This window comes from Kribbella sp. NPDC104218 (assembly GCF_055584105.1).
In genome coordinates this window covers 332,995-352,360 of sequence record NZ_JBVJMQ010000004.1, presented here as the reverse complement: position 1 = coordinate 352,360, position 19,366 = coordinate 332,995, and the positions used below count along the sequence as shown (strand labels likewise).

The following is a 19,366-nucleotide window of genomic DNA, read 5'->3' as shown; positions in this document are numbered from 1 at the left end:
GTCAGCCCGTGACGAGCTGACCGATGGTGTGCTCGACCGCCGCCAGCGCGGCGTCCGCACCGGTCGCGTCCGTGCCGCCACCCTGCGCGACGTCGTCCTTGCCGCCGCCCTTGCCGCCGAGCTGCTCGGCCGCCGTCCGGACCAGGTCGCCCGCCTTCAGCCGCCACTCGCGCGCGGTGTCGTTGAGCGCGACGACGATCCCCGGCTTGCCGTCGTTGACGCTCAGGACGGCGACCACGGCGGGCTTGTCGTTGGACATCCGGCCGCGGACGTCGAGGGCCAGCTTGCGCAGGTCGCCGCCGTTCACGCCGTCGGGCGCCCGGTGGCCGACGTACTGGACGCCGAAGACGTCCTTCGGCGCGGCCGCCAGCTCACCCGCGGCCTGCAGCACCTGCGCCGCGCGGACCTTCTCCAGCTCCTTCTCGGCCACCCGCAGCCGCTCGGCGAGGTCGGCGACCTTGGCCGGCAGCTCCTCCGGGCGGGTCTTCAGGTTCTCGCTGAGCAGCCGGACCAGCGACCGCTCGCGGCCGAGGTAGTGCAGCGCCTCCATGCCGACGAAGGCCTCGACGCGGCGCACGCCGGCGCCGACCGAGGACTCGCTGGTCAGCGTCAGGGCGCCGACCTGCGACGAGTGCTTGACGTGGGTACCGCCGCAGAGCTCACGCGACCAGGGGCCGCCGATCTCGACGACCCGGACCTGCTCGTCGTACGTCTCGCCGAACAGCGCCAGCGCGCCCCACTCCCGGGCCTCCGGCAGCGTCATGTACTGCGCGGCGACCGGCAGATCCTGGCGGACGGCGAGGTTCGCGACCTCTTCGATCTCGGACCGGGTGGCCTGGTCGAGCGCCGACGTCCACGCGAAGTCGAGCCGCAGGTAGCCGGGCTTGTTGTAGGAGCCGCTCTGCAGCGCGTTCGGGCCGAGGACCTGCCGCAGCGCGGCGTGCACGACGTGGGTGCCGGAGTGCGCCTGGCAGGCCTGGACCCGCCACTCGTGGTCGACCTCGGCCTGGACGTCGAGCCCCGGGCGCAGCACGCCCTCGACGACCTCGACCCGGTGCACGATCAGGCCCTTGACCGGCCGCTGGACGTCGAGCACCTTCAGCTTCACGCCGTCGGCCACGATCAGGCCCTCGTCGGCGATCTGGCCGCCGGACTCGGCGTAGAACGGGGTCTTCTCCAGCACGACCTCGACGGTCTCGCCCGGCTCGGCCGAGCTCGCGACGACGCCGTCCCGGAGCAGACCGCGGACCTGGGAGTCGGTGCTGAGCTCCTGGTAGCCGGTGAACTCGGTGGCGCCCTTCTCGCGCAGCTCGCGGTAACCGGAGGTGTCCGCGTGCCCGGCCTTCTTGGCGCGCGCGTCGGCCTTGGCCCGCTCGCGCTGCTCCTTCATCAGCGAGCGGAAGCCCTCGGTGTCGACGTTCAGGCCCTGCTCGGCGGCCATCTCGACGGTCAGGTCGATCGGGAAACCGTAGGTGTCGTGCAGCTGGAAGGCCTTCGCGCCCTCGAGCTGGTGCGCGCCGCCGGCCTTCGCGTCCTTGACGGCGACGTCCAGGATCGTCGTCCCGGCCGTCAGCGTCCGCCGGAACGCCTCCTCCTCGGCGTACGCGACCTGGCTGATCCGGCCGAAGTCGGCCTCCAGCTCGGGGTACGACTTCTTCATCTGCTGCAGGCTGACCGGCAGCAGCTCGACCAGCGACGGGTCCTCGTAGCCGAGCAGGCGCATCGAGCGGATCGCCCGGCGCAGCAGCCGGCGCAGGACGTACCCGCCCTGCTCGTTACTCGGGGTGACGCCGTCGCCGATCAGCATCAGCGCGCTGCGGACGTGGTCCGCGACGACGCGGAAGCGGACGTCGTCCACGTGCTCGGCGCCGTACTTGCGCTGGGTCAGCTCGGAGGCCTTCTCGATCACCGGGAAGATCTCGTCGATCTCGTACATGTTGTCGACGCCCTGCAGCAGGTACGCGACCCGCTCCAGGCCGAGGCCGGTGTCGATGTTCTTCTTCGGCAGCTCGCCGAGGATCGGGTAGCCGTCCTTGCCGCCGCCCTCGCCGCGGATGTTCTGCATGAAGACCAGGTTCCAGAACTCCAGGTAGCGGTCGCCCGCCTCCCAGTCCCGGTCGGCGCCGAACTCCGGGCCGCGGTCGATCAGGATCTCCGAGCACGGGCCGCACGGGCCGGGGATGCCCATCGACCAGAAGTTGTCCTTCATCCCGAGCCGGACGATCCGGTCGTCGGGCAGCCCGGCGACCCGCTTCCAGATGTCGATCGCCTCGTCGTCCTCGTAGTACACCGAGGCGTAGAGGATCGACTCGTCGAAGCCGTAGCCGCCTTCGCTCTGGGGCTTGGTGACCAGCTCCCAGGCGTACTGGACGGCCTGCTCCTTGAAGTAGTCGCCGAAGGAGAAGTTGCCGTTCATCTGGAAGAACGTGCCGTGCCGGGTGGTCTTGCCGACCTCGTCGATGTCGAGCGTCCGGACGCATTTCTGCACGCTGGTGGCCCGCGGGTACGGCGGGGTCTGCTGACCCACGAAGTACGGCACGAACTGGGCCATGCCGGCCACGTTGAACAACAGGTTCGGGTCCGGCGACGGGAGCGGCGCGCTCGGCACCACGGTGTGGCCGCGGTCCTCGAAGTAGCTCAGGAACCGCCGCCTGATCTCACTGGTTTCCATGGTGTTACCGGTAGTCCTCACGTTCGTTCGGCGCTGCGTCCATACCCAGCGCGTCCTTGAGCTCTGCTTCCCGTTCGGCCATGCCCTCGCGGACCTGGTCGCCGAAGTGCCGCACGGCGGCCGCCAGCTTGGCCGCCGACTCCTGCACACTCTCCGGCGCGAGCACCTGGGCCCGCTTCTTCAGCCTGGTCACGGCGTACACGCCGACGGCGATCCCGATGATCAACCAGAAGATCCGCTTCACCGCTTCCGCGCCTTCCGCTCGGCCTTCATCTCGTCCTTCACCCGGCGGGCGACGTCGCGCCGCTGGTTCTCACCGAGCGCCCGGCGGACGCCGTACGTGAACGCGGCCGCCTTCACCAGCGGACCGCCCGCGGTCGCCGAGAACAGCGATACCAGGGCCGCCGCGTTGGTCGTCACGGTGGTCGCGTTGTCGGTGATCGTGTCCACCTTCGCCAGCTGCGCGTTCGTCGTCGCGACGGTGTTGGTCACCTCGCCGAGCAACGGCACGCTGGAATCGGAGACGCCCTTGACCATGATCCGGGTCTCGTCGAGCACCTTGCCGAGTTTGAGGATCGGATAGGCGAGCAGCCCGACCAGGATGAGCAGTGCGCAGGCCGCTATCAGCCCCGCGACTTCACCGACGCTCATGGAAAAGCTCCACCTTCCGTTGCGACTCGTGGACCCCGCGACCCTATCGCGCGCCCATACCGCACTTACCTCCAGGACACCATCCCCCACATAACAGTCCCCCACCAAACCCGCCCGCCCGTACGCTGAGCCGATGGCGATCGAGTACTCCTTCCACCTGTGCACGCCGACGCATCCGCAGGTGATCAGCTGGCTGATCGTCCCGGACGTCTGGTACCTCACCCACCACCGGACCGCCACCGGGCTGCGGATCACCGTGCACCCCGAGAGCTCACCCAATCTGGTGCTCGGCGAATCCGACGTCTCGGTCGCCTTCCGGCTCGACAAGGTGGCCGATCCGGAACCGCAGTACGCCGAGATCGTGGGCGTCGTCGTCCGGATCCTCACCGCCGAACCCGGCGACGCCATGCTGCAACAGGACTACGAGCGCATCCAGCTCCTCCGCCGCGGCTCCGAACTCCAGCTCAGCGACTCCTGGTACTGGTGGAACCCCGAACTCCTGTCCCTCATCCCCTGGCCCTACACCCGCCGCAACCTCCCCTACCCCGAGGCCTGACCGAACGCGACCATCAGCCCCCGCACGAGCCCGTCGGTCTCCGGTGGTGACCGCGCGGTTGAAGACGGCTCCTTCGGTTACTTCGACGGCTTCGGTTGTTTGGGCTGCTTGCGGTCGCGGAGGATCTTGCGGATGGCGTCGACGCGATCGGCGTACGCCGCCTCACCGCCGCGGCGGGTCGGGGTGTAGTAGTCCGTGCCGTCGATGACGTCGGGGGCGTACTGCTGGCTGACGACGCCGCGCGGGTCGTTGTGGGAGTACTGGTACGACGCGCCGTGGCCGATCTTCTTCGCACCGGCGTAATGCGCGTCCCGCAGATGCGACGGGACCGGCCCGATCTTCCCCGCCTTCACATCCGCGATCGCGGCGTCCACCGCGGTGATCACCGCGTTCGACTTCGGCGCCAGCGCCAGCGCCACCACCGCCTGCGCCAGATTGATCCGCGCCTCCGGCATCCCGATCAGCTGCACCGCCTCGGCCGCCGCCACCGCCACCCCGAGCGCCGTCGGATCCCCCATCCCGATGTCCTCACTCGCCGAGATCACCAGCCGCCGCGCAATGAACCGCGGGTCCTCCCCCGCCACGATCATCCGCGCCAGGTAATGCATCGCCGCATCCACATCCGACCCGCGAATCGACTTGATCAACGCCGACGCCACGTCGTAATGCTGATCCCCCGCCCGGTCGTACCGCACCGCAGCCCGATCAACCGCCGTCTCCAACGTCACCAGATCGATCACCGCCGCTCCACCGGAGCTGGACGTACCGGAGGCAGCAGCACCGGCTGCGCCGGAGGCGGAGGTGCCGGCTGCGGTGGAGGTGGAGGCGGCCGAGCCAGCTCCCGCGGAGGCCGACGTGCCGGCTGCGTCGGAGGCAGCCGGCTCGGCTTCACCGGTTGCGGCGGAGCCGGCTGCGCGGGTGGGGTGTTTGGCGCGGGCGCCGCCGGCGGCGGCCTCCAGGTAGGTGAGGGCGCGGCGGGCGTCGCCGCCGGCCATCCGCAGAAGGTGGTCGCGGGCGTCGTCCGCGAGGACGAGCTCACCGCCGAGGCCGCGCTCGTCGGCGAGCGCCCGGTCGAGGAGGACCGAGATGTCGTCGTCGGTGAGGGATTCGAGGGTGAGGAGGAGGGAGCGGGACAGGAGGGGCGAGATGACCGAGAAGAAAGGGTTCTCGGTGGTGGCGGCGACGAGGGTGACCCAGCGGTTCTCGACACCGGGCAGTAGCGCGTCCTGCTGAGCCTTGGTGAAGCGGTGCACCTCGTCGATGAACAGAACGGTCTCGACCGAACCGTCAGCGCGCGCGAGATCCCGCCGGGCGCCGTCGATCACCTGCCGGACATCCTTCACCCCAGCCGTCACCGCGGACAGTTCAACGAACTTCCGGTTCGTCTGATGCGACACCACCGCCGCGATCGTCGTCTTCCCCGTCCCCGGCGGCCCCCACAACAACAACGACATCGGCTGGTCCCCCTCCACCAGCCGCCGCAACGGCGACCCCGGAGCCAGCAAATGCTGCTGCCCCACCAACTCGTCCAAACTCCGCGGCCGCATCCGCACCGCCAACGGCGCCGCCGTGTGATCCACATCAGCCAGACTCCCGCCCCCTCTCACAGGCGCAGGAGCTCCCGGCAAATCAAACAAACCCTCACTCACACCCGAACCCTACCCAGGCCCACCGACACCCCCAGGCAAGCTCTCCCCCTGAGCCCGACCCCCACCACCCACCAACTCCCCAACACGCTGCCCCCAACGGCGCGTCGCCACCCCGATCACCAGTTACTGGGTGTCCGAGATCCGGCGAGGCGCCCGGCCGACCCAACCACCAGCTCGCAGGCCTGACGCACTACGCCTTCCGGCCGCCGGCTACTCGACCACCACCCGAGCACCCGGCCGCCACCGGCCACCCGACCACCACTGCACTCCCCCTCGCCTGGGTGAGGGGGCTGGTCGCGGGGGGTTAGTTCTTCTTCGGGTCGTCGTCGGGGTCGCGGAGTTCCTCGGGGAGGTCCTCGTCGTCGGCGTCGCGGAGTTCTTCGGGGAGGTCGGTTTCGTCGAAGTGTTCGTCGGGGACTTCTTCGGGCTGGGCGCCGGACTGGGGGCGGAGGGCGTTGCGGAGGCGGCCGAGGATTCGGTCGGCTTCGGTGCCGAAGGGGTTGTCGTTGACGAGGTAGGTCCAGGTGGCGGTGGGACGGGGGACGCCGGAGGCGGCTTCGTCGAGGCCGTCGGCGGAGATCTCGGCGGTGGCGAAGGTTTCGGCGGCGTCGGTCCAGGCGTCGGCGACCAGGGTGTCGAAGGAGGCGATCGCGGACTTGTTGAACTCGTCGATCGGCTTCATGTGCACGATGCCGCCGGCCAGCGAGCGCAGGTGGATACCTTCGCGCAGGTCGGCCAGGTAGGCGAGGTGGTCGGTCCAGCGCCGGTCCAGGTGGTGCAGGGCGATCCGGCGGGCGGCGTCCTTGACGACGTCCTCGCCGTGCTCCTCGACCAGCTCGTCGTAGCGCTCCTTGACCCGCTCGGACAGCTCGGTCGCGGCCAGATCCTCGGTGAGGACCTGCTCGCGGGTGTCGAGCAGGATCGCGCGCTGCTGGCCGGTCAGCCGGTGGTACTGCCACGTCGTCCGGTGCAGCTCGGCGTTGGCGCCGTCCGCGACCCGCTGGGCGTGGTCGAGCATGCCGATCGACTTGCGGTCGGTGAGGCGGCCGGCCTTGTCCGGGTGCGGGCGCAGGCCCGAGGAGACGGAGTACCGGGTGACGAGCTCGTCGCCGAGGCTGGCGAAGAACAGCGAGCCGCCCGGGTCGCCCTGGCGGCCGGCGCGGCCGCGGAGCTGGTCGTCGAGGCGGCGGGAGGCGTGCAGGCCGGTGCCGACGACGTACAGGCCGCCCAGCTCGAGCGCCTTCTCCTTGTCGTGCGACTCGTCCTTGCCGCCGAGGCGGATGTCGGTACCGCGACCGGCCATCTGGGTCGAGACGGTGACCGTGCCCGGGACGCCGGCCTCCGCGATGATCGCGGCCTCTTCGGCGTCGTTCTTCGCGTTCAGCACGACGTGCGGGATCTCGGCCGCCTCGAGCTTGTCGCTGAGCTGCTCGGACTCCTCGACACTGTGCGTGCCGATCAGGATCGGGCGGCCGGTCTCGTGCACCTCGGCGATGTGCTCGACCAGCGCGTCGTTCTTCTGGTCGACGGTCAGGTAGAGCCGGTCGACGTCGTCCTTGCGGATGTTCGGGTTGTTCGGCGGCACGACGGCCACCTCGACCTCGTAGAACTCCTGCAGCGACTCGCCGACGACGACCGCCGTACCGGTCATCCCGCACAGCGACTTGTAGCCCTTGATCAGCGCCTGGACGGTGATGCTGTCCAGGATCTCGCCGGAGTCGCTGACCGGCACGGCCTCCTTGGCCTCGACCGCGGCCTGCAGACCGTCGGGCCAGCGCTGCAGCTTCGCGATCCGGCCGCGGTTGTTGTTGATCAGGCTGACCTTGCCGTCGCGGACCAGGTAGTCGACGTCCTTGCGCAGCAGCACCTCGGCGTGCAGCGCGACGTTGATCTGGGTCAGCCGGTCCAGGTTCTCGTCGTCGTACAGGTTCACCTGCACCGGCGCCGGCTCGGCCTTCTCCTCAGCCTCATCGGTACCGGCCTCACCCTCGGCGGTGTCAGCCTCGTCGACCTCGGCCGCGTCCTCGACCGTCGCCGCGGCGGCGGTGGCCCGCTCGCCGAGCAGCTTCTCGACCTTGTCGGTACCGCGGTCGGTCAGCGCGACCGTGCGGCCGTCGCCGTCGATCTCGTAGTCCACGCCCGCGCGCAGCGTCCGGACGATCTGGACTACGTCGTCGTCCAGCTCCTCGGTCCGCGTCGCGCCGGCCAGCACCAGCGGCACCCGCGCCTCGTCGATCAGCACCGAGTCGGCCTCGTCCACGAGCGCGACGTCCGGCTCGGCGGTGACGCGCTCGGAGACGTCGGCGACCAGACGGTCCCGCAGGACGTCGAAGCCGACCTCGCTCACCGGCACGTAGCAGACCTCGGCCTCGTACGCCGTCCGCCGCTCCTCCGGCGTCGACGCCTGGCCCACGTGCGCCACGGTCACGCCGAGCAGCTCGTAGACCGGCGCCATCCACTCGGCGTCGCGGCGGGCCAGGTAGTCGTTGACCGCCAGCACGTGCACCTTGCGCCCGCCGACCGCGTACCCGGCCGCGGCGAACGCGCCCGCCAGCGTCTTGCCCTCACCGGTCGCCATCTCGACGACCCGGCCCTGCAGCATCGCCAGCGCGCCGACGATCTGGCCGTCGAACGCCGACTCGCCGAGCGTGCGCCGGGCGGCGTCCCGGGCCAGCGCCAGGAACTCGATCTGCTCGTCCTCGTGCAGGCCGCCGGTGGTCCGGAGCTCGCTGACGGACTCGGTGAGCTCCTCGTCGGTCAGCGGCTCGACGGTCTCCTCCGCCTCGAGCACGAGCTGCGAGAGCCGCTCGTACGGGCCAAGGTCGATCGAGCCGGGGCGCTGCAGCAGCCGACGGAAGCGCGAGGTGATTTTCAGAGCCATAATGACGGCAACGTACAGCCTGCCCGTGTCGTTCCGGCGACCAGGTCAGCGTGTCTTACGGAGTCCATTCGTACGGCGTGGTCGTGGTGACCGCGTGCAGACCGAGTTTCTGCAGGATCGGGCGGGAGTCCTCCGAGGCGTCGACGCGGAGGAATTCGTAGCCGCGCTCCTTGGCCAGGCGGGCCCGGTGGGCCAGCAGCGCGCCGTAGAGGCCCTGCCGCCGCCACTCGGGCAGCGTGCCGCCGCCCCAAAGACTCGCGAAGCCCGTCCCCGGGTGGAAGCGGATCCAGGCCGCCGAGGCGACCGGGCCGTCGGCGCCGCGCAGCGCGTCCTCGATCAGGAACACCGACAGCCGCTCCGGGAACATCCGGGCCTCGGCCGCCAGCCGCTCCTCGATCCGCTCGACGCCGTTGTGCCACAGGCTGTCCATCAGGACGCCGATCCGGTGGAAATCGGCCGGCCCGTCGGCCTCCCGCAGCAGCGCCTTCGACGGCAGCGCGGACGGCCGCTCCAGGATCCGGTCCACCTCACCGAGAATCAGCGTCTCCGGGTCGTCCGCGACGAACCCGGCCCGGGCCAGCCGCTCACCAAGATCGGCCGGCTCGTCGTACGCGTAGGTCTTCCACTCGAACTCCAGCCCACGCTCCCGGAAGAAGGCCACCTCGCCCGCGATCACGGCGTCCGGGTCGTCGCCCAGCCCGCGCGGCGCCTCGACGAACCCAGCGCCGTCCGGCCCTTCGACGTACGACCGATGCACCGGCCCCGCATGCTCCACCTTCCACCCCGGAATGGTGTCCGCATCCGGCAACCGGATGCGGCGGTGGAACACCTCGAGCAGCTCTTCTGGCGTCATCTGCCCATCGTGCTCCACCGCCGCAACGGATTTACGGCAGGACGCGGTTCATCAGGTCGAAGAACGCGTTGGCCAGCACCAGCTCGTAGCGGTCGTCGAGTAGAGCGGCGAGCTGGCTGATGTCGGTCGGCGTCCAGTTCCAGGCGTTGATCCCGCCGGAGATGAACAGCGGCTTGCTGCCGTCCCACTTGGCGACCTGGACGTCGAGCGCGGCCTTGTACTCGGCCGCGTTACCCGGCGCGCCCCACTGACCGGCGATCGGCAGACCGCCCTTGCGGGTGGCGAGCAGCTCGCCGTCCCAGGTCTGCATGATGCCCTTCAGCGGCGTGTACTTCGCGAAGCCGCGGGCGATCTCCTCCGAGAGGACGACCCACTTGTCGTCCTCCCGGTGCGAGTAGGAGTAGACCTGGTCCATGCCGGTGCGGCGCAGCTGCGAGCCGGTCAGCTTGAGGAACTGGGTGAACTCGCTCGGCACCCAGGAGCCCGGGTAGGTGTAGCCCGCGCCGGACGGGCCGCAAACGAGCAGGTCGTTCGCGGTCGCCGTCCGCTGGAAGTGACTGAACAGGTTCGGACCGGTCTCCAGCAGCAGCGGACTGATCGTCCAGTTCGCCGGAGCGTCACCGCGATGCGGGTCGTCCCACAGCTCGCGCATGTGCCGCTGGCAGTACTGGATGTTGTCGCCCTCGCCGAAGGTGAGCGTCAGGTAGACCTTGTTCTTCGGCTTCGTGATCCGACGGATCGGTCGGACCTTCTCCGAGATCGGAGCGGTGTAGCCGGCGTGCACGGTGCCGTTCATGTAGAAGTCGGCGGCGATCACCGGCGACCCGCCCTTGGAGGCGAGGTCGACGCCGTCCCACTCGCCGGCGACGTCGTTGGCGAACCAGCCCATGTACGGCGCGAGCGTCGGCCACTTCGCGAAGTGCTCGATGACCAGCTCACCGGACGCGCCGCTCGGCGGCAGCCACAGCACCAGCGCCTTGGTCGCGGTCACGTAGTCGCGGAAGTACGCGAACGGCTCGATCCGGGTCGGCGCGGTGTCGGTGATCGTGACCAGGTACTGGTTCCACATCGTCACGGTGACCACGAGGGACGTCGTCCCGGCGGGCGGGTCGAAGGCGTAGATGTAGTAGCCGCCGCCGTCGCTGAACCGGTTGGCGTCGCCGCCGATACTCGAGTTCGCGCCGTCGAAGAGGTACTGCTCCTCCTCCGGGGTGCCCGGCTTGAAGTGCGCGATCTCCACGCCGTTCGCCTTCACCCAGACCTCGGACACCGACGGGCCCCACCCGTCGTTGCCGAACGAGTCCTGGAACCGGACGAACACCTTGCCCTGACCGAGTTTCGGCGAGACGTCGAGATCGTAGTTGCCGCGGTTGGACGAGTCCCGGATCTGGCGGGTCTCACGCGCGATCTCCTGCCACTGCACGTTCTCGACGGCGACCACCCGGGTCGGCGGCAGACCGGCCAGCAGCTTCTTGGTGACCCGCGGGAACAGGTGCTCCAGCTGCCACCGGTAGGTCTTCAGCCGGTCGTCGTCGAACTGGCCGCGCAGGTCCTTCAGGATCCGCAGCCCGTGCGCCTTGGCCTGGTCGGCGTTCGCGACGACGGCGTCCTCGAGACCGGCCAGCGTGGTGGCGACGTTGAGCGAGTCCGGGACGGCGGGGTCGTACACGATCGCGCCGCGGACCCGGTGCCGGTACTTCGCGACCAGGTCGAGCGGGTTGCGGTGCAGCGTCGTCGGCAGCCGCATGTCGGCCAGCCACTTGGCGTCCGGCGTGCTCTGGGTGCCGGTGTCGAACAGGAAGTACAGCTCGGGCCGGGTGCGGTTGACGATGCCTTGCAACGTTGTCAGCAGCGTTTGATCCTGGCCGCTGAGTTTGCTCGCGTCGCCATAGTGCAGGTACTTGGGGCGGTTGAAGGCCGGCAGCAGCCGGGCGGGGCTGCCGGACGTCGATGAAGCAGCTTCTGCGGCCGTTGTGAGCCCCGGAACGAGTCCGATTCCTCCTGCCGTCACCGCACCGCTGCCCGCCAGGAACGTTCGTCTCGAGACCATCGTGACCACTCCCCTGTCGCTGACATCGATGTCAAATCTGGCCGGACAGTAGCAACCCCATGAGAGCGTGTACAGGCCTCGTTACAACGTTGACGGTCAGTGATTGGAATCGTTTCCGATTGATCGGACGTCTACCACGCCTGGCGCAGGATCTCCGTCGTCTCGGCCAGGCTGATCCCGGCCCGCCGGGCCGCGCGGGCCAGCACGGTCGCGGCCGCGCGCGTCTCCTCGTCGTCCACCTGGCTGCGCGCCGCGAGGACGAACGTCCCGTTCCGGCCGCGCGTCTCGATCATCCGGTCGGCCTCCAGCTCCTTGTACGCGCGGGCCACCGTGTTCACCGCGAGCCCGAGATCCCCGGCCAGCTGGCGCACGGTCGGCAGCCGCGTCCCCTGCGCCAGCTCGCCGCGCCGGATCAGCCCGTCAATCTGGTCCTTCACCTGCTCGTACGGCGGTTTCGCACCCGCCGGATCCACCGTGATGATCATCCGACGACCCGCCGCACCCGGCCAAGCCCCCACCGGCTGACGGCGACCGCCGTCGTCACGCAGATCAATCCCATCGACACCAGGAACATCCCGAACCCCACCCACACGAACGACGCCGGCACATCCGCCGGCCACTCGAACGAGCTCGGCACGGCGGCGCCCAGCAACCAGCTGACCGCAATCATCGCCGACCCGAGATCCCGCAAGGTCGCCGCCCGCAACGCCTCCTGCCACAGCAGCTGCTCCGGCCGCCCCGACGACTGACTCACCCCGAGCGCCATCCGCTGCAACCACACCCCGCCGCCCCACAGCGCCACGGCAATCACCCCACTGCCGACCAGGATCCACCCACGCTCCGGCCGATCCGCGCTCCCGAGCACCACCAGACCCAGCCCGATACAAACCAGCGGCACCACGACGATCACATGATGCGCGACAACCTCGATCGGACTCAGATAGTCGTCGAGCCGCCGCGGCCGCAACGTCGCCTGCCGCGGCCCGTCCACCCGCGACAACCGCACAGCCCGATACCCGTGCACCAACGTCGCCACCCCACCGATCGCCGCCACCAAAGCGAACAGCAACGTCAGCAGCCGAAGATCCAGCGCATCCCCCGTCACCAACTCGGCCCCGAACACCAAATCAGCCACCAACAACCCCACACCGGTCACCACCACCCCGGCCAGCACCCCCAGCACCACAACATCCTGCCGCCGCACAAACCACTGCCGAGCCGACTCACACAACTCCACATCCGCCGGCAACCCACCCCGCCGCAACAGCCGATTCACCTCCGCATCCGCCGCCCGCTTCCGCTGCGACCAAACCACCCCCAACGCAACCACCATCACCCCGAGCACCACCACCACGACCCCGCTCCCTCCACTCGTTTGTACCAAATGTATTGATACAAACAAGCGTCGTCAAGCCAGGCGGGCCAGGTCCTGCTCGACCGCGGCGCGCTCGGGGCTGGTGTCGAGGTAGGTGAGCGCGTCCTCGAGATGGGCGCGGGCCGGCTCGGGCCGATCGAGGACGGCGTACGCCCGTCCGAGCGTGATCAGCACCTCGGCGATCGTCGACTGCTCGCCGAGCTCGCGCCGGATTCGGAGCGCGCGTTCACCGGCTTCGACGGCCTCGTGCGGGCGCCCGCTGAGCAAGAGTGCGTTGGCGAGGTTGCCGCTGGCCCAGGCGATCCGCAGCCGGTCGTCGTGGCGCTCGAAGATCACCAGCGCCTCGGCGGCCCGCCGGACGCCCTCGACGTGGTCGCCGAGGTCGGAGCTGGTCTGGCCGAAGTTCAGCAGCATCGAGCCGAGCGGGTTGTCCTCGCCGCTGCTCCGGGCCGCTTCGACTGCTGCCAGGTGATGCCGTCTGGCCTGCTCCAGGTTGTGCATCCGTCCGTAGCAGATACCGAGACCGCTCAGGCAGACCGCGAGCCGGACGGGATCGCCCAGCACCCGAGCCGCTTCGAGCGACCGGAGGTGCTGGTGTTCGGCCTCCTCCAGCCGGCCGATCCGCGAGTACAGTCCGGCCAGGTTGCTGGACGTGTGGTAGATCGCCCACGGCTCCTCGGTGCGGAGCGCGCAGCGAACCCCGCGCTCGGCGATGACGATCCACTCGTCGTACTCCTGGCGCAGGTCGAAGTAGTCCCACAGCATCCGCGCCAGCTGCCAGCCGTGCACCGGCAGGCCGGACTCCAGCGCCTTCTCCATCAACGACGCAAACACCCCGAGACGCTGGTCGAACCAGCGCATCGCCGCATGGCCGTCCTGGAACTGTCTGCCGGGTACGCCTCGGATCGACTCGTGCAGCTCGAACCCGTTCGCTCCCGGCACCAGGGTGTGGCCGTGATGCACAGTGGCGACGTACCAGCCGAGCAAACGAGTAGTCGCCTCCTGCGGTACTGCGGCTCGGTCCTGGACGTAGGCGCGGATCAGGTCGTGGAAGTCGTACGAGCCCAGCGCGGGCTCAGCAAGCAGGTGGACGGCGCTCAGCCGGTCCAGCGTCGCACGGGCATCCGGTCCGGACAGATCGAGGACCGCCGCGGCAGTGTCCACCTCGAACGGGCCGACCGGCAGTACAGAAAGCAGGAGAAGGGACGCCAGGTCGGCCGGGGCCAGCTGGTCGCACGACCAGGACAGGACGGCGCGTAGGTCGGTCTCGTCCTCATCCACTCGCAGCAGGCTCAGCTTGTCCTGGTGTCCTTGGAGATCGGCTGCGATGACCTCCAGCGACTCATTCGGGTACCTGGTCACCCGCTCCGCGACCAGACGCAACGCCAAGGGCGAGAAGGCCGACAGCTGCAGCAGACTGTCCACTGCGGCCGGTTCGGCACCGACTCGGTGTCCGCCGGCGACCGCAGCCAGCAGCTCCCGGCCCTCGGCCCGGGTCAGGTCGCCGAGCTCCACTGCGGTGGCGTTCTCTCGGACCTGCAGTCCACGCAGGCGATTGCGGCTGGTCACCAGAACATCCGGACCGGCACCGGGCAGCAGCGGACGAACCTGGCGCGCGTCGAGCGCATTGTCGAGCAAGAGGAACAACCGGCGCCCTGCGGTTCGGCTACGCAGCAGGGCGGACCTCTCATCGAGCGTCGACGGGATGGACTCCTCAGGTACGCCGAGCGACCGGAGCAGGGACCAACAGGCTACTTCCGGCTGCAGCGGCGTCTCCGGGCCGAAGCCGCGTAGGTCCAGATAGAAGAGGCCGTCCGGGTAGCCGTCAGCAGCGCTGTGCGCCCAGTGCAGCGCAAGCGCGGACTTACCGATGCCACCGGGCCCATGGACCAGTGCCAAGCCGGAGCCGGCCCCAGCAAACGCCGTGCGCAGCCCGTCCAGTGCGGTGGCCCGCCCGACGAACGCCCCCGGCGGTCTGGGCAGCTGATGTGCCGGGGCAGCCGCCTGACCGACCAGCAACTGCCGGTACAGCTCCTGCAGAGGCGCCGACGGATCGGTCCCCAGCTCGTCCGCGAGCAAGCGGCGTACGGTCTCGTAGGTTTCCAGGGCCTCAGCCTGTCGCCCCTGCTTGGCGAGCGACGCGATCAGGCGCAGCCAGAGCGACTCGCGCAGCGGGTGGCTTCTGGTCAGCAACGCGAACTCCGTGGTCAGAGCTGCCAGCTCGTCGGCCTCTGTCTCCAGATCGAACCGCGCCTCCAGCAAACTGAGGTACTGCTCCTGCAGCATCGGTGCGTACGCCGCCCGCAACTCGTCGGAGCCGCAGTCGACCAGCGGCTCGCCTCTCCAGAGCGCGACCGCCTGCCGCAGCTCTGCGGCCCTGGTACTTCGGCAGAGCTGCAGGAACTCCTGGACGTCGACTTCGACGCCGTCCGCCAGCCGGTACCCGGACGGCCCGCTGAGCAGCAGGTCCTTCCCCAGCACCCGACGGAGCCGGGCAACCGTGTTCTGCAGCGCCGAACGTGTCTGCGGCTTGCCGTTGTGCCAGAGCTGCGCCATCAGCCGCTCAGCTTCGACCCAGCCCTCGGCGAGCGCCAGCGCGGCCAGCAGAGAACGCTGCTGGCGCGCGCTGACGACAAGGTCCTGGCCGTCCAGCTCTACCGTGAGCGGGCCGAGGACTCCGATTCGAAGGCGTGTCCGCACTCCGTCATTGTCCCAGACCTCCGGTCTACGAGGCGGTCAGCTTCCAGCGCTGACAGGCGCCCTGCCAGTACTCCCAGACGTTCATCGAGTTGGTGGTGGTGCTGACACAGCCGGGGACGTCGAGGACCAGGCCCGACTCGGTCTGCTGGACGGTGTGGCTGCCGTCGATCGCGGGTTCGATCCGCCAGGTCTGGCAGTCGCTGGCGTCGAGGTCGAACGCGATGACCTGGCCGCCGATCAGCCGGGAACAGCCGGCGACCTGAAGCGCCTTCTGCGAGCCCGGGTCGATGATCTGGTACACGTCGTCGCCGAGCGGCTTGAGCTGCCAGCGCTGGCACTGGGTGTTGGACCAGTTCCAGACGCGGACCGGCTGTGCGCCGTCGCAGTTCGTCAGGTCCAGCACGTAGTCCTTCTGCGCATCGTTGATCGTCGTCATCGTGCGCATCTTGTACCGGCCGTCGAGCTGCGGTGAGTTGAGCGCGGCCCGGACGACCCACTGCTGATCCGGCTGCTCGGCGCATGGCCGCTGGACCAGGTCGCCGCCGTTGGCGACGCCACCGCTGATGCCGCCGCACTTGCCGCTGTGCGCGAACTTGAGCCGGAACACCGCGTCGTAGCTGCTGCCTTCGACGTACTCGAGCAGGACCTGCTGGTTACCGGTCCCCTGGCAGGTCGTCTGCACGATCGCCGCCTCGTTCGCCGTACTCGCGTTCTTGACGTCCAGACACTTGAGGCCGTTGCCGCCGTTCACGTGCGCCGGGTGCAGCTCGTACTGCTCGGTGCCTGCCACCGGGACGATACGGAAGCGCTGGTGCAGGCCGCTGTAGCAGTCCCACTGCTGGAAGACCGGTGTCCCGGTCTGAGCACCCGCCTCGACTTCCATGCACTTGCCGCTGTGCCGCGCGACCAGCTCGTACGTCCGGGACTCCAGGTCGAACGGCGGCGCCGTACTCGCTCCGACGTTCGTCTCCTTCCAGCCGGACGCCGGTGCGCCGAAGGCCGTACCGGTCGAGCGCAGCTGGAAGGCCTCCCGACCGCCTCTGGTCAGCGACGAGACCAGTGCGACGTCGTCCTTACCGTCCTTGTCGTAGTCACCGACCTGCAGGTACGAGCGGACGGCGTCCCATCCGCTGCCGGTCCACCAGTCCTGCAGAGCGAACCCGCTGCCCGTGCCGTGGAAGACGCGCAGTCGTGCGCCGGGGCTGTCGTCGTAGACCGTCACTACGTCGTCCTTGCCGTCGCCGTCGACGTCCCCGATCACTGGGTTGCCCTTGTCCAGGCAGTAGTCGCCGGAGAACGCGACGGACGGCGCAGCGAACCCGGTACGAGTCGAGCGGTAGGTGTCGACCACTGTGGTGCAGGCTGCGGTCTGCTTGAGCACAACCAAGTCGTCGACCTGGTCGCCGTCCGTATCACCCACGACGATCTTGCTGTGCGCCCACTCCCCCGAGCCTGCGGCGGTTTGCAACCACTGCACGGGCGCACCGAGATCTCCACCCGGGTAAACCAGCGCCTGCCAGTTTCCCTGTCCAGTGTTGAGCTGGAGGACGATGTCGGCGATTCCGTCACCAGTAACGTCACCCGCGGCGACTCGGGCCGAAACAACCGTCCAGCCAGTAGTGGCACGCTGCCAGACCGGTCCGCTGCGAGCGTCGTACCGATCACCGTCGGACTCCAGCAAGTAGAGGCCGACCCGGTGGCCGGGTTCGTCGCGGAACAGCGCGATGTCAGCCTTGCCGTCGCCGGTGAAGTCGCCCTGGACCGAGCGGGTCCGGGACAACGCGAAACCGCCGCTGTTGTCGCTGTCCCAGGCCATCGTGCCGTTGGTGAAGCCGCCGTCCTTGCTGGTCAGGTTCCACACTCCGGTCCGGCCGGCGCCGTGGTCCAGGACCAGGTTGACGTCGGCCGCGCCGTCGCCGTTCACATCACCGCGCACCTTGTACTTGTTCGGGTTCGTCTTGGCGATCAGGCGCCATTCGGCCGGCGGGCCCGCGGACCCGGCCCGGTCGACCGCGCTGACGAACAGGCTCCGGCTGCTCGACGGAACCGTCATCGGCAGCCGCGCGGCGCCGTCCGGCCCGGCCTTCACCCGCATCGTCATCTTCGAGCGGACGAAGCCGTAGCGGTACTCCGCCACGTCGGTGTCCCCCGCGCCCGGCTGCAGGTTCAGGAACCCGACCTCCCGGGCCGGCTGACCGGGGAGACCGTGCGGGAAGTCGGTCGACGTGATCGTCGGCTTCTTCGGCTCCACGATGTCGATCTTGAAGAAGCACGGCTCGCTGAACGGCCCGAACTCGACGCCGTCGTCGGCGACCTTGTCGTTGCTGCGCGCCGTGTAGAAGTAGGTGCCGCCGTTGACCAGCTGACCGTCCGGGACCGGGGACCAGCTGAACGCCGTCCCGCTGCCGGTCAGCGCCGAGTCCTGCAGATGCGCCGACGTGTTCTCGGGCCAGCGGGCGATCTCCAGCCGATTCGAGATGTTGTCGCCGTCCGGGTCGCTGACCACCGCGGAGAACTGCGGCTTGGTGGTACCGATCACCGTCGGCGCGGCCTGCGTGCCGCACGGGCGCGGGGTCGTGAAGTTCACCCGGATCGGCATCCGCGGCGGGGTGTTGTAGGTGACGACGAGCGCCGCCGTACCGGCCCGGAACTTCTTCCACTGGTACTCCCCCGGGCCCTGGATCTGCAGCGACTCGTTGGGCGCCTTGAGGCCGAACGTCACACTGGACTCGCGGCGATCCGCGACGCCCTGGACGAGCGACTTCAGCCCGTCGGTCATGAAGCCCATCGCGAAGTCGTTCCCGCGCGCGGCGCCCTCCGCGGTTGCCAGGTGCTGGAGCCAGTGCCCGCCGGTGTTGTTCCAGGTGACCGGCTGCGCGCGGCTGATCGGCTTGGTGTGCCAGAGCTCGACCGGGGTCGGCGTACCGGACGGGGTGTGCCAGAGCGTGATGCTGAACTTGGCGTCGATGATCCGGGCGCCGGCGAGCCCCGACGTACCGAGTTGGAACAGTGATCGGTAGACGTCGGGGTCCGAACCCCAGGCGGAGCCGACCTTGGCGCCGTCGCCGCGGTCGTAGTCCCAGTACGACTGGTCCTTGTGCGCCTGGTTGACGTGGGTCCACAGGTCACCGACGAAGCTCGTCCAGGGCGGATCGATCCGCAGCGGGAACTTCGTGTCCGGGCCGGTCAGTAGTCGCTGGTCGGGGACGACGGTCAGGACCCCTCCGTCATGCTTGACCGGCATCGCCGCCGTACGCTTCGCGGCGTCCCACATCAGCGCCTGAGTCGAACTGAACACCGTGCGTCCCTTGCGGTCCAGCGCAACCGTCGTCCCGTTCGCCTGCACCTTGATCGTCAGCCCTTCGGCGCGGACCGGGAAGCTCAGCCGTCGCAACGCCGGGTTCAGCGCGGCGGCGCGATTCTTGACCACCAGCACCTTGGTGAACCCGGCCGGCTCCGCACGCAGCTCCAGATCGACTCCGGGCAGCACCTCACGGTAGGTCGCGGCCGGCCCCCGTAGTACCGGCCGCGACAGGTTACCCGGCCAACCGAGCCGGATCCGCGCGTTCTTCTTGCCCAGCGCAACCAGATCCACACCCGGGCCGCCGCCGGACAGCACCAGCCCCGTCCCGCTCGCCGTCGGCCGAACCTTGCCGTCGGCACCGAAGCGCAGCGTGTGATCGACCGGCGTCCACCCCGTCGCCGTCCGCACCCGGACCGCCTGCGCGTGCTGGATCAGCGTGTGTTTGCCGTCCGGATTCACGAAGACCTGACTGGTCTCGGTCCGCGCGCCGTCGACCTCGACCGGTTTTCCGGTCCGCCGTGCGTCCGCGGCCGCGCCCTGGAGCGGTTGCTGTTCCGGCGCCGGCACAGCCACGGATTCGGGTGTCGCTTCGACCGAGAACCCCAGCGGGATCAGGACGAGCGCAGCCGCGACGGCCAGCGATCTGAGTATTCCGGGACGGCGCACGGACGGCTCC

Annotated in this window: 11 protein-coding genes and 2 pseudogenes; 1 reads left to right on the top strand and 12 read right to left on the bottom strand. The window is 69.4% G+C overall.

Annotation, left to right across the window (positions count from 1 at the left end):
• Position 1: 1 nt before the first annotated feature.
• From alaS to ACZ6ZD_RS32615, 3 genes are read right to left on the bottom strand one after another with little or no spacing between them, the layout of a single operon-like run.
• Positions 2–2,671 (bottom strand): alanine--tRNA ligase, encoded by a 2,670-nt coding sequence (alaS, locus tag ACZ6ZD_RS32625; protein WP_465677903.1) that lies wholly within the window; start codon positions 2,669–2,671, stop codon positions 2–4.
• Positions 2,672–2,675: 4 nt separating this feature from the next.
• On the bottom strand, positions 2,676–2,915 hold the full coding sequence (locus ACZ6ZD_RS32620) for a DUF6167 family protein (protein ID WP_171678656.1): 240 nt from the start codon (positions 2,913–2,915) through the stop codon (positions 2,676–2,678).
• The gene (locus tag ACZ6ZD_RS32615) at positions 2,912–3,322 is read right to left on the bottom strand and encodes a DUF948 domain-containing protein (RefSeq protein WP_465677901.1); all 411 of its coding nucleotides are present in this window, start codon (positions 3,320–3,322) and stop codon (positions 2,912–2,914) included. Before ACZ6ZD_RS32615 ends, ACZ6ZD_RS32620 begins: the two co-directional genes overlap by 4 nt.
• A gap of 133 nt (positions 3,323–3,455) precedes the next feature.
• Here ACZ6ZD_RS32615 and ACZ6ZD_RS32610 point away from each other — a divergent pair, with 133 nt between their 5' ends.
• Positions 3,456–3,878, top strand: a complete 423-nt coding sequence (locus ACZ6ZD_RS32610; RefSeq protein WP_465677899.1) for a SitI3 family protein — start codon at positions 3,456–3,458, stop codon at positions 3,876–3,878.
• Positions 3,879–3,955: 77 nt separating this feature from the next.
• Here ACZ6ZD_RS32610 and ACZ6ZD_RS32605 read toward each other — a convergent pair.
• From ACZ6ZD_RS32605 to ACZ6ZD_RS32565, 9 genes and pseudogenes are all read right to left on the bottom strand, one after another.
• A pseudogene (locus ACZ6ZD_RS32605) lies at positions 3,956–4,711 on the bottom strand (AAA family ATPase); the annotation flags it as partial.
• A 102-nt stretch (positions 4,712–4,813) separates the two neighbouring features.
• A pseudogene (locus ACZ6ZD_RS32600) lies at positions 4,814–5,527 on the bottom strand (AAA family ATPase); the annotation flags it as partial.
• Positions 5,528–5,831: 304 nt separating this feature from the next.
• On the bottom strand, positions 5,832–8,408 hold the full coding sequence (locus tag ACZ6ZD_RS32595) for a preprotein translocase subunit SecA (RefSeq protein ID WP_465677897.1): 2,577 nt from the start codon (positions 8,406–8,408) through the stop codon (positions 5,832–5,834).
• Between the two features lie 55 nt (positions 8,409–8,463).
• Positions 8,464–9,261: a GNAT family N-acetyltransferase gene (locus tag ACZ6ZD_RS32590; protein WP_465677895.1), complete on the bottom strand. Its 798-nt coding sequence runs from the start codon at positions 9,259–9,261 to the stop codon at positions 8,464–8,466.
• Between the two features lie 31 nt (positions 9,262–9,292).
• The gene (locus tag ACZ6ZD_RS32585) at positions 9,293–11,311 is read right to left on the bottom strand and encodes a GxGYxYP domain-containing protein (protein ID WP_465677893.1); all 2,019 of its coding nucleotides are present in this window, start codon (positions 11,309–11,311) and stop codon (positions 9,293–9,295) included.
• Positions 11,312–11,442: 131 nt separating this feature from the next.
• Entirely contained in the window at positions 11,443–11,796 is a 354-nt protein-coding gene (locus ACZ6ZD_RS32580; protein WP_465677891.1) for a GntR family transcriptional regulator, read from the bottom strand.
• Complete coding sequence (locus ACZ6ZD_RS32575; RefSeq protein WP_465677889.1) at positions 11,793–12,665, bottom strand: hypothetical protein; 873 nt, start codon at positions 12,663–12,665, stop codon at positions 11,793–11,795. Before ACZ6ZD_RS32575 ends, ACZ6ZD_RS32580 begins: the two co-directional genes overlap by 4 nt.
• Positions 12,666–12,719: 54 nt before the next feature.
• On the bottom strand, positions 12,720–15,386 hold the full coding sequence (locus ACZ6ZD_RS32570) for an AfsR/SARP family transcriptional regulator (protein ID WP_465677887.1): 2,667 nt from the start codon (positions 15,384–15,386) through the stop codon (positions 12,720–12,722).
• Between the two features lie 25 nt (positions 15,387–15,411).
• The gene (locus ACZ6ZD_RS32565) at positions 15,412–19,356 is read right to left on the bottom strand and encodes an RICIN domain-containing protein (protein ID WP_465677885.1); all 3,945 of its coding nucleotides are present in this window, start codon (positions 19,354–19,356) and stop codon (positions 15,412–15,414) included.
• Between the last annotated feature and the right edge of the window lie 10 nt (positions 19,357–19,366).

Coding starts and splice junctions, on each gene's coding strand:
- alaS (WP_465677903.1), bottom strand. CDS start 2,671: ATGGAAACCAGTGAGATCAGGCGGCGGTTCCTGAGCTACTTCGAGGAC.
- ACZ6ZD_RS32585 (WP_465677893.1), bottom strand. CDS start 11,311: ATGGTCTCGAGACGAACGTTCCTGGCGGGCAGCGGTGCGGTGACGGCA.
- ACZ6ZD_RS32610 (WP_465677899.1), top strand. CDS start 3,456: ATGGCGATCGAGTACTCCTTCCACCTGTGCACGCCGACGCATCCGCAG.
- ACZ6ZD_RS32595 (WP_465677897.1), bottom strand. CDS start 8,408: ATGGCTCTGAAAATCACCTCGCGCTTCCGTCGGCTGCTGCAGCGCCCC.
- ACZ6ZD_RS32580 (WP_465677891.1), bottom strand. CDS start 11,796: ATGATCATCACGGTGGATCCGGCGGGTGCGAAACCGCCGTACGAGCAG.
- ACZ6ZD_RS32615 (WP_465677901.1), bottom strand. CDS start 3,322: ATGAGCGTCGGTGAAGTCGCGGGGCTGATAGCGGCCTGCGCACTGCTC.
- ACZ6ZD_RS32590 (WP_465677895.1), bottom strand. CDS start 9,261: ATGACGCCAGAAGAGCTGCTCGAGGTGTTCCACCGCCGCATCCGGTTG.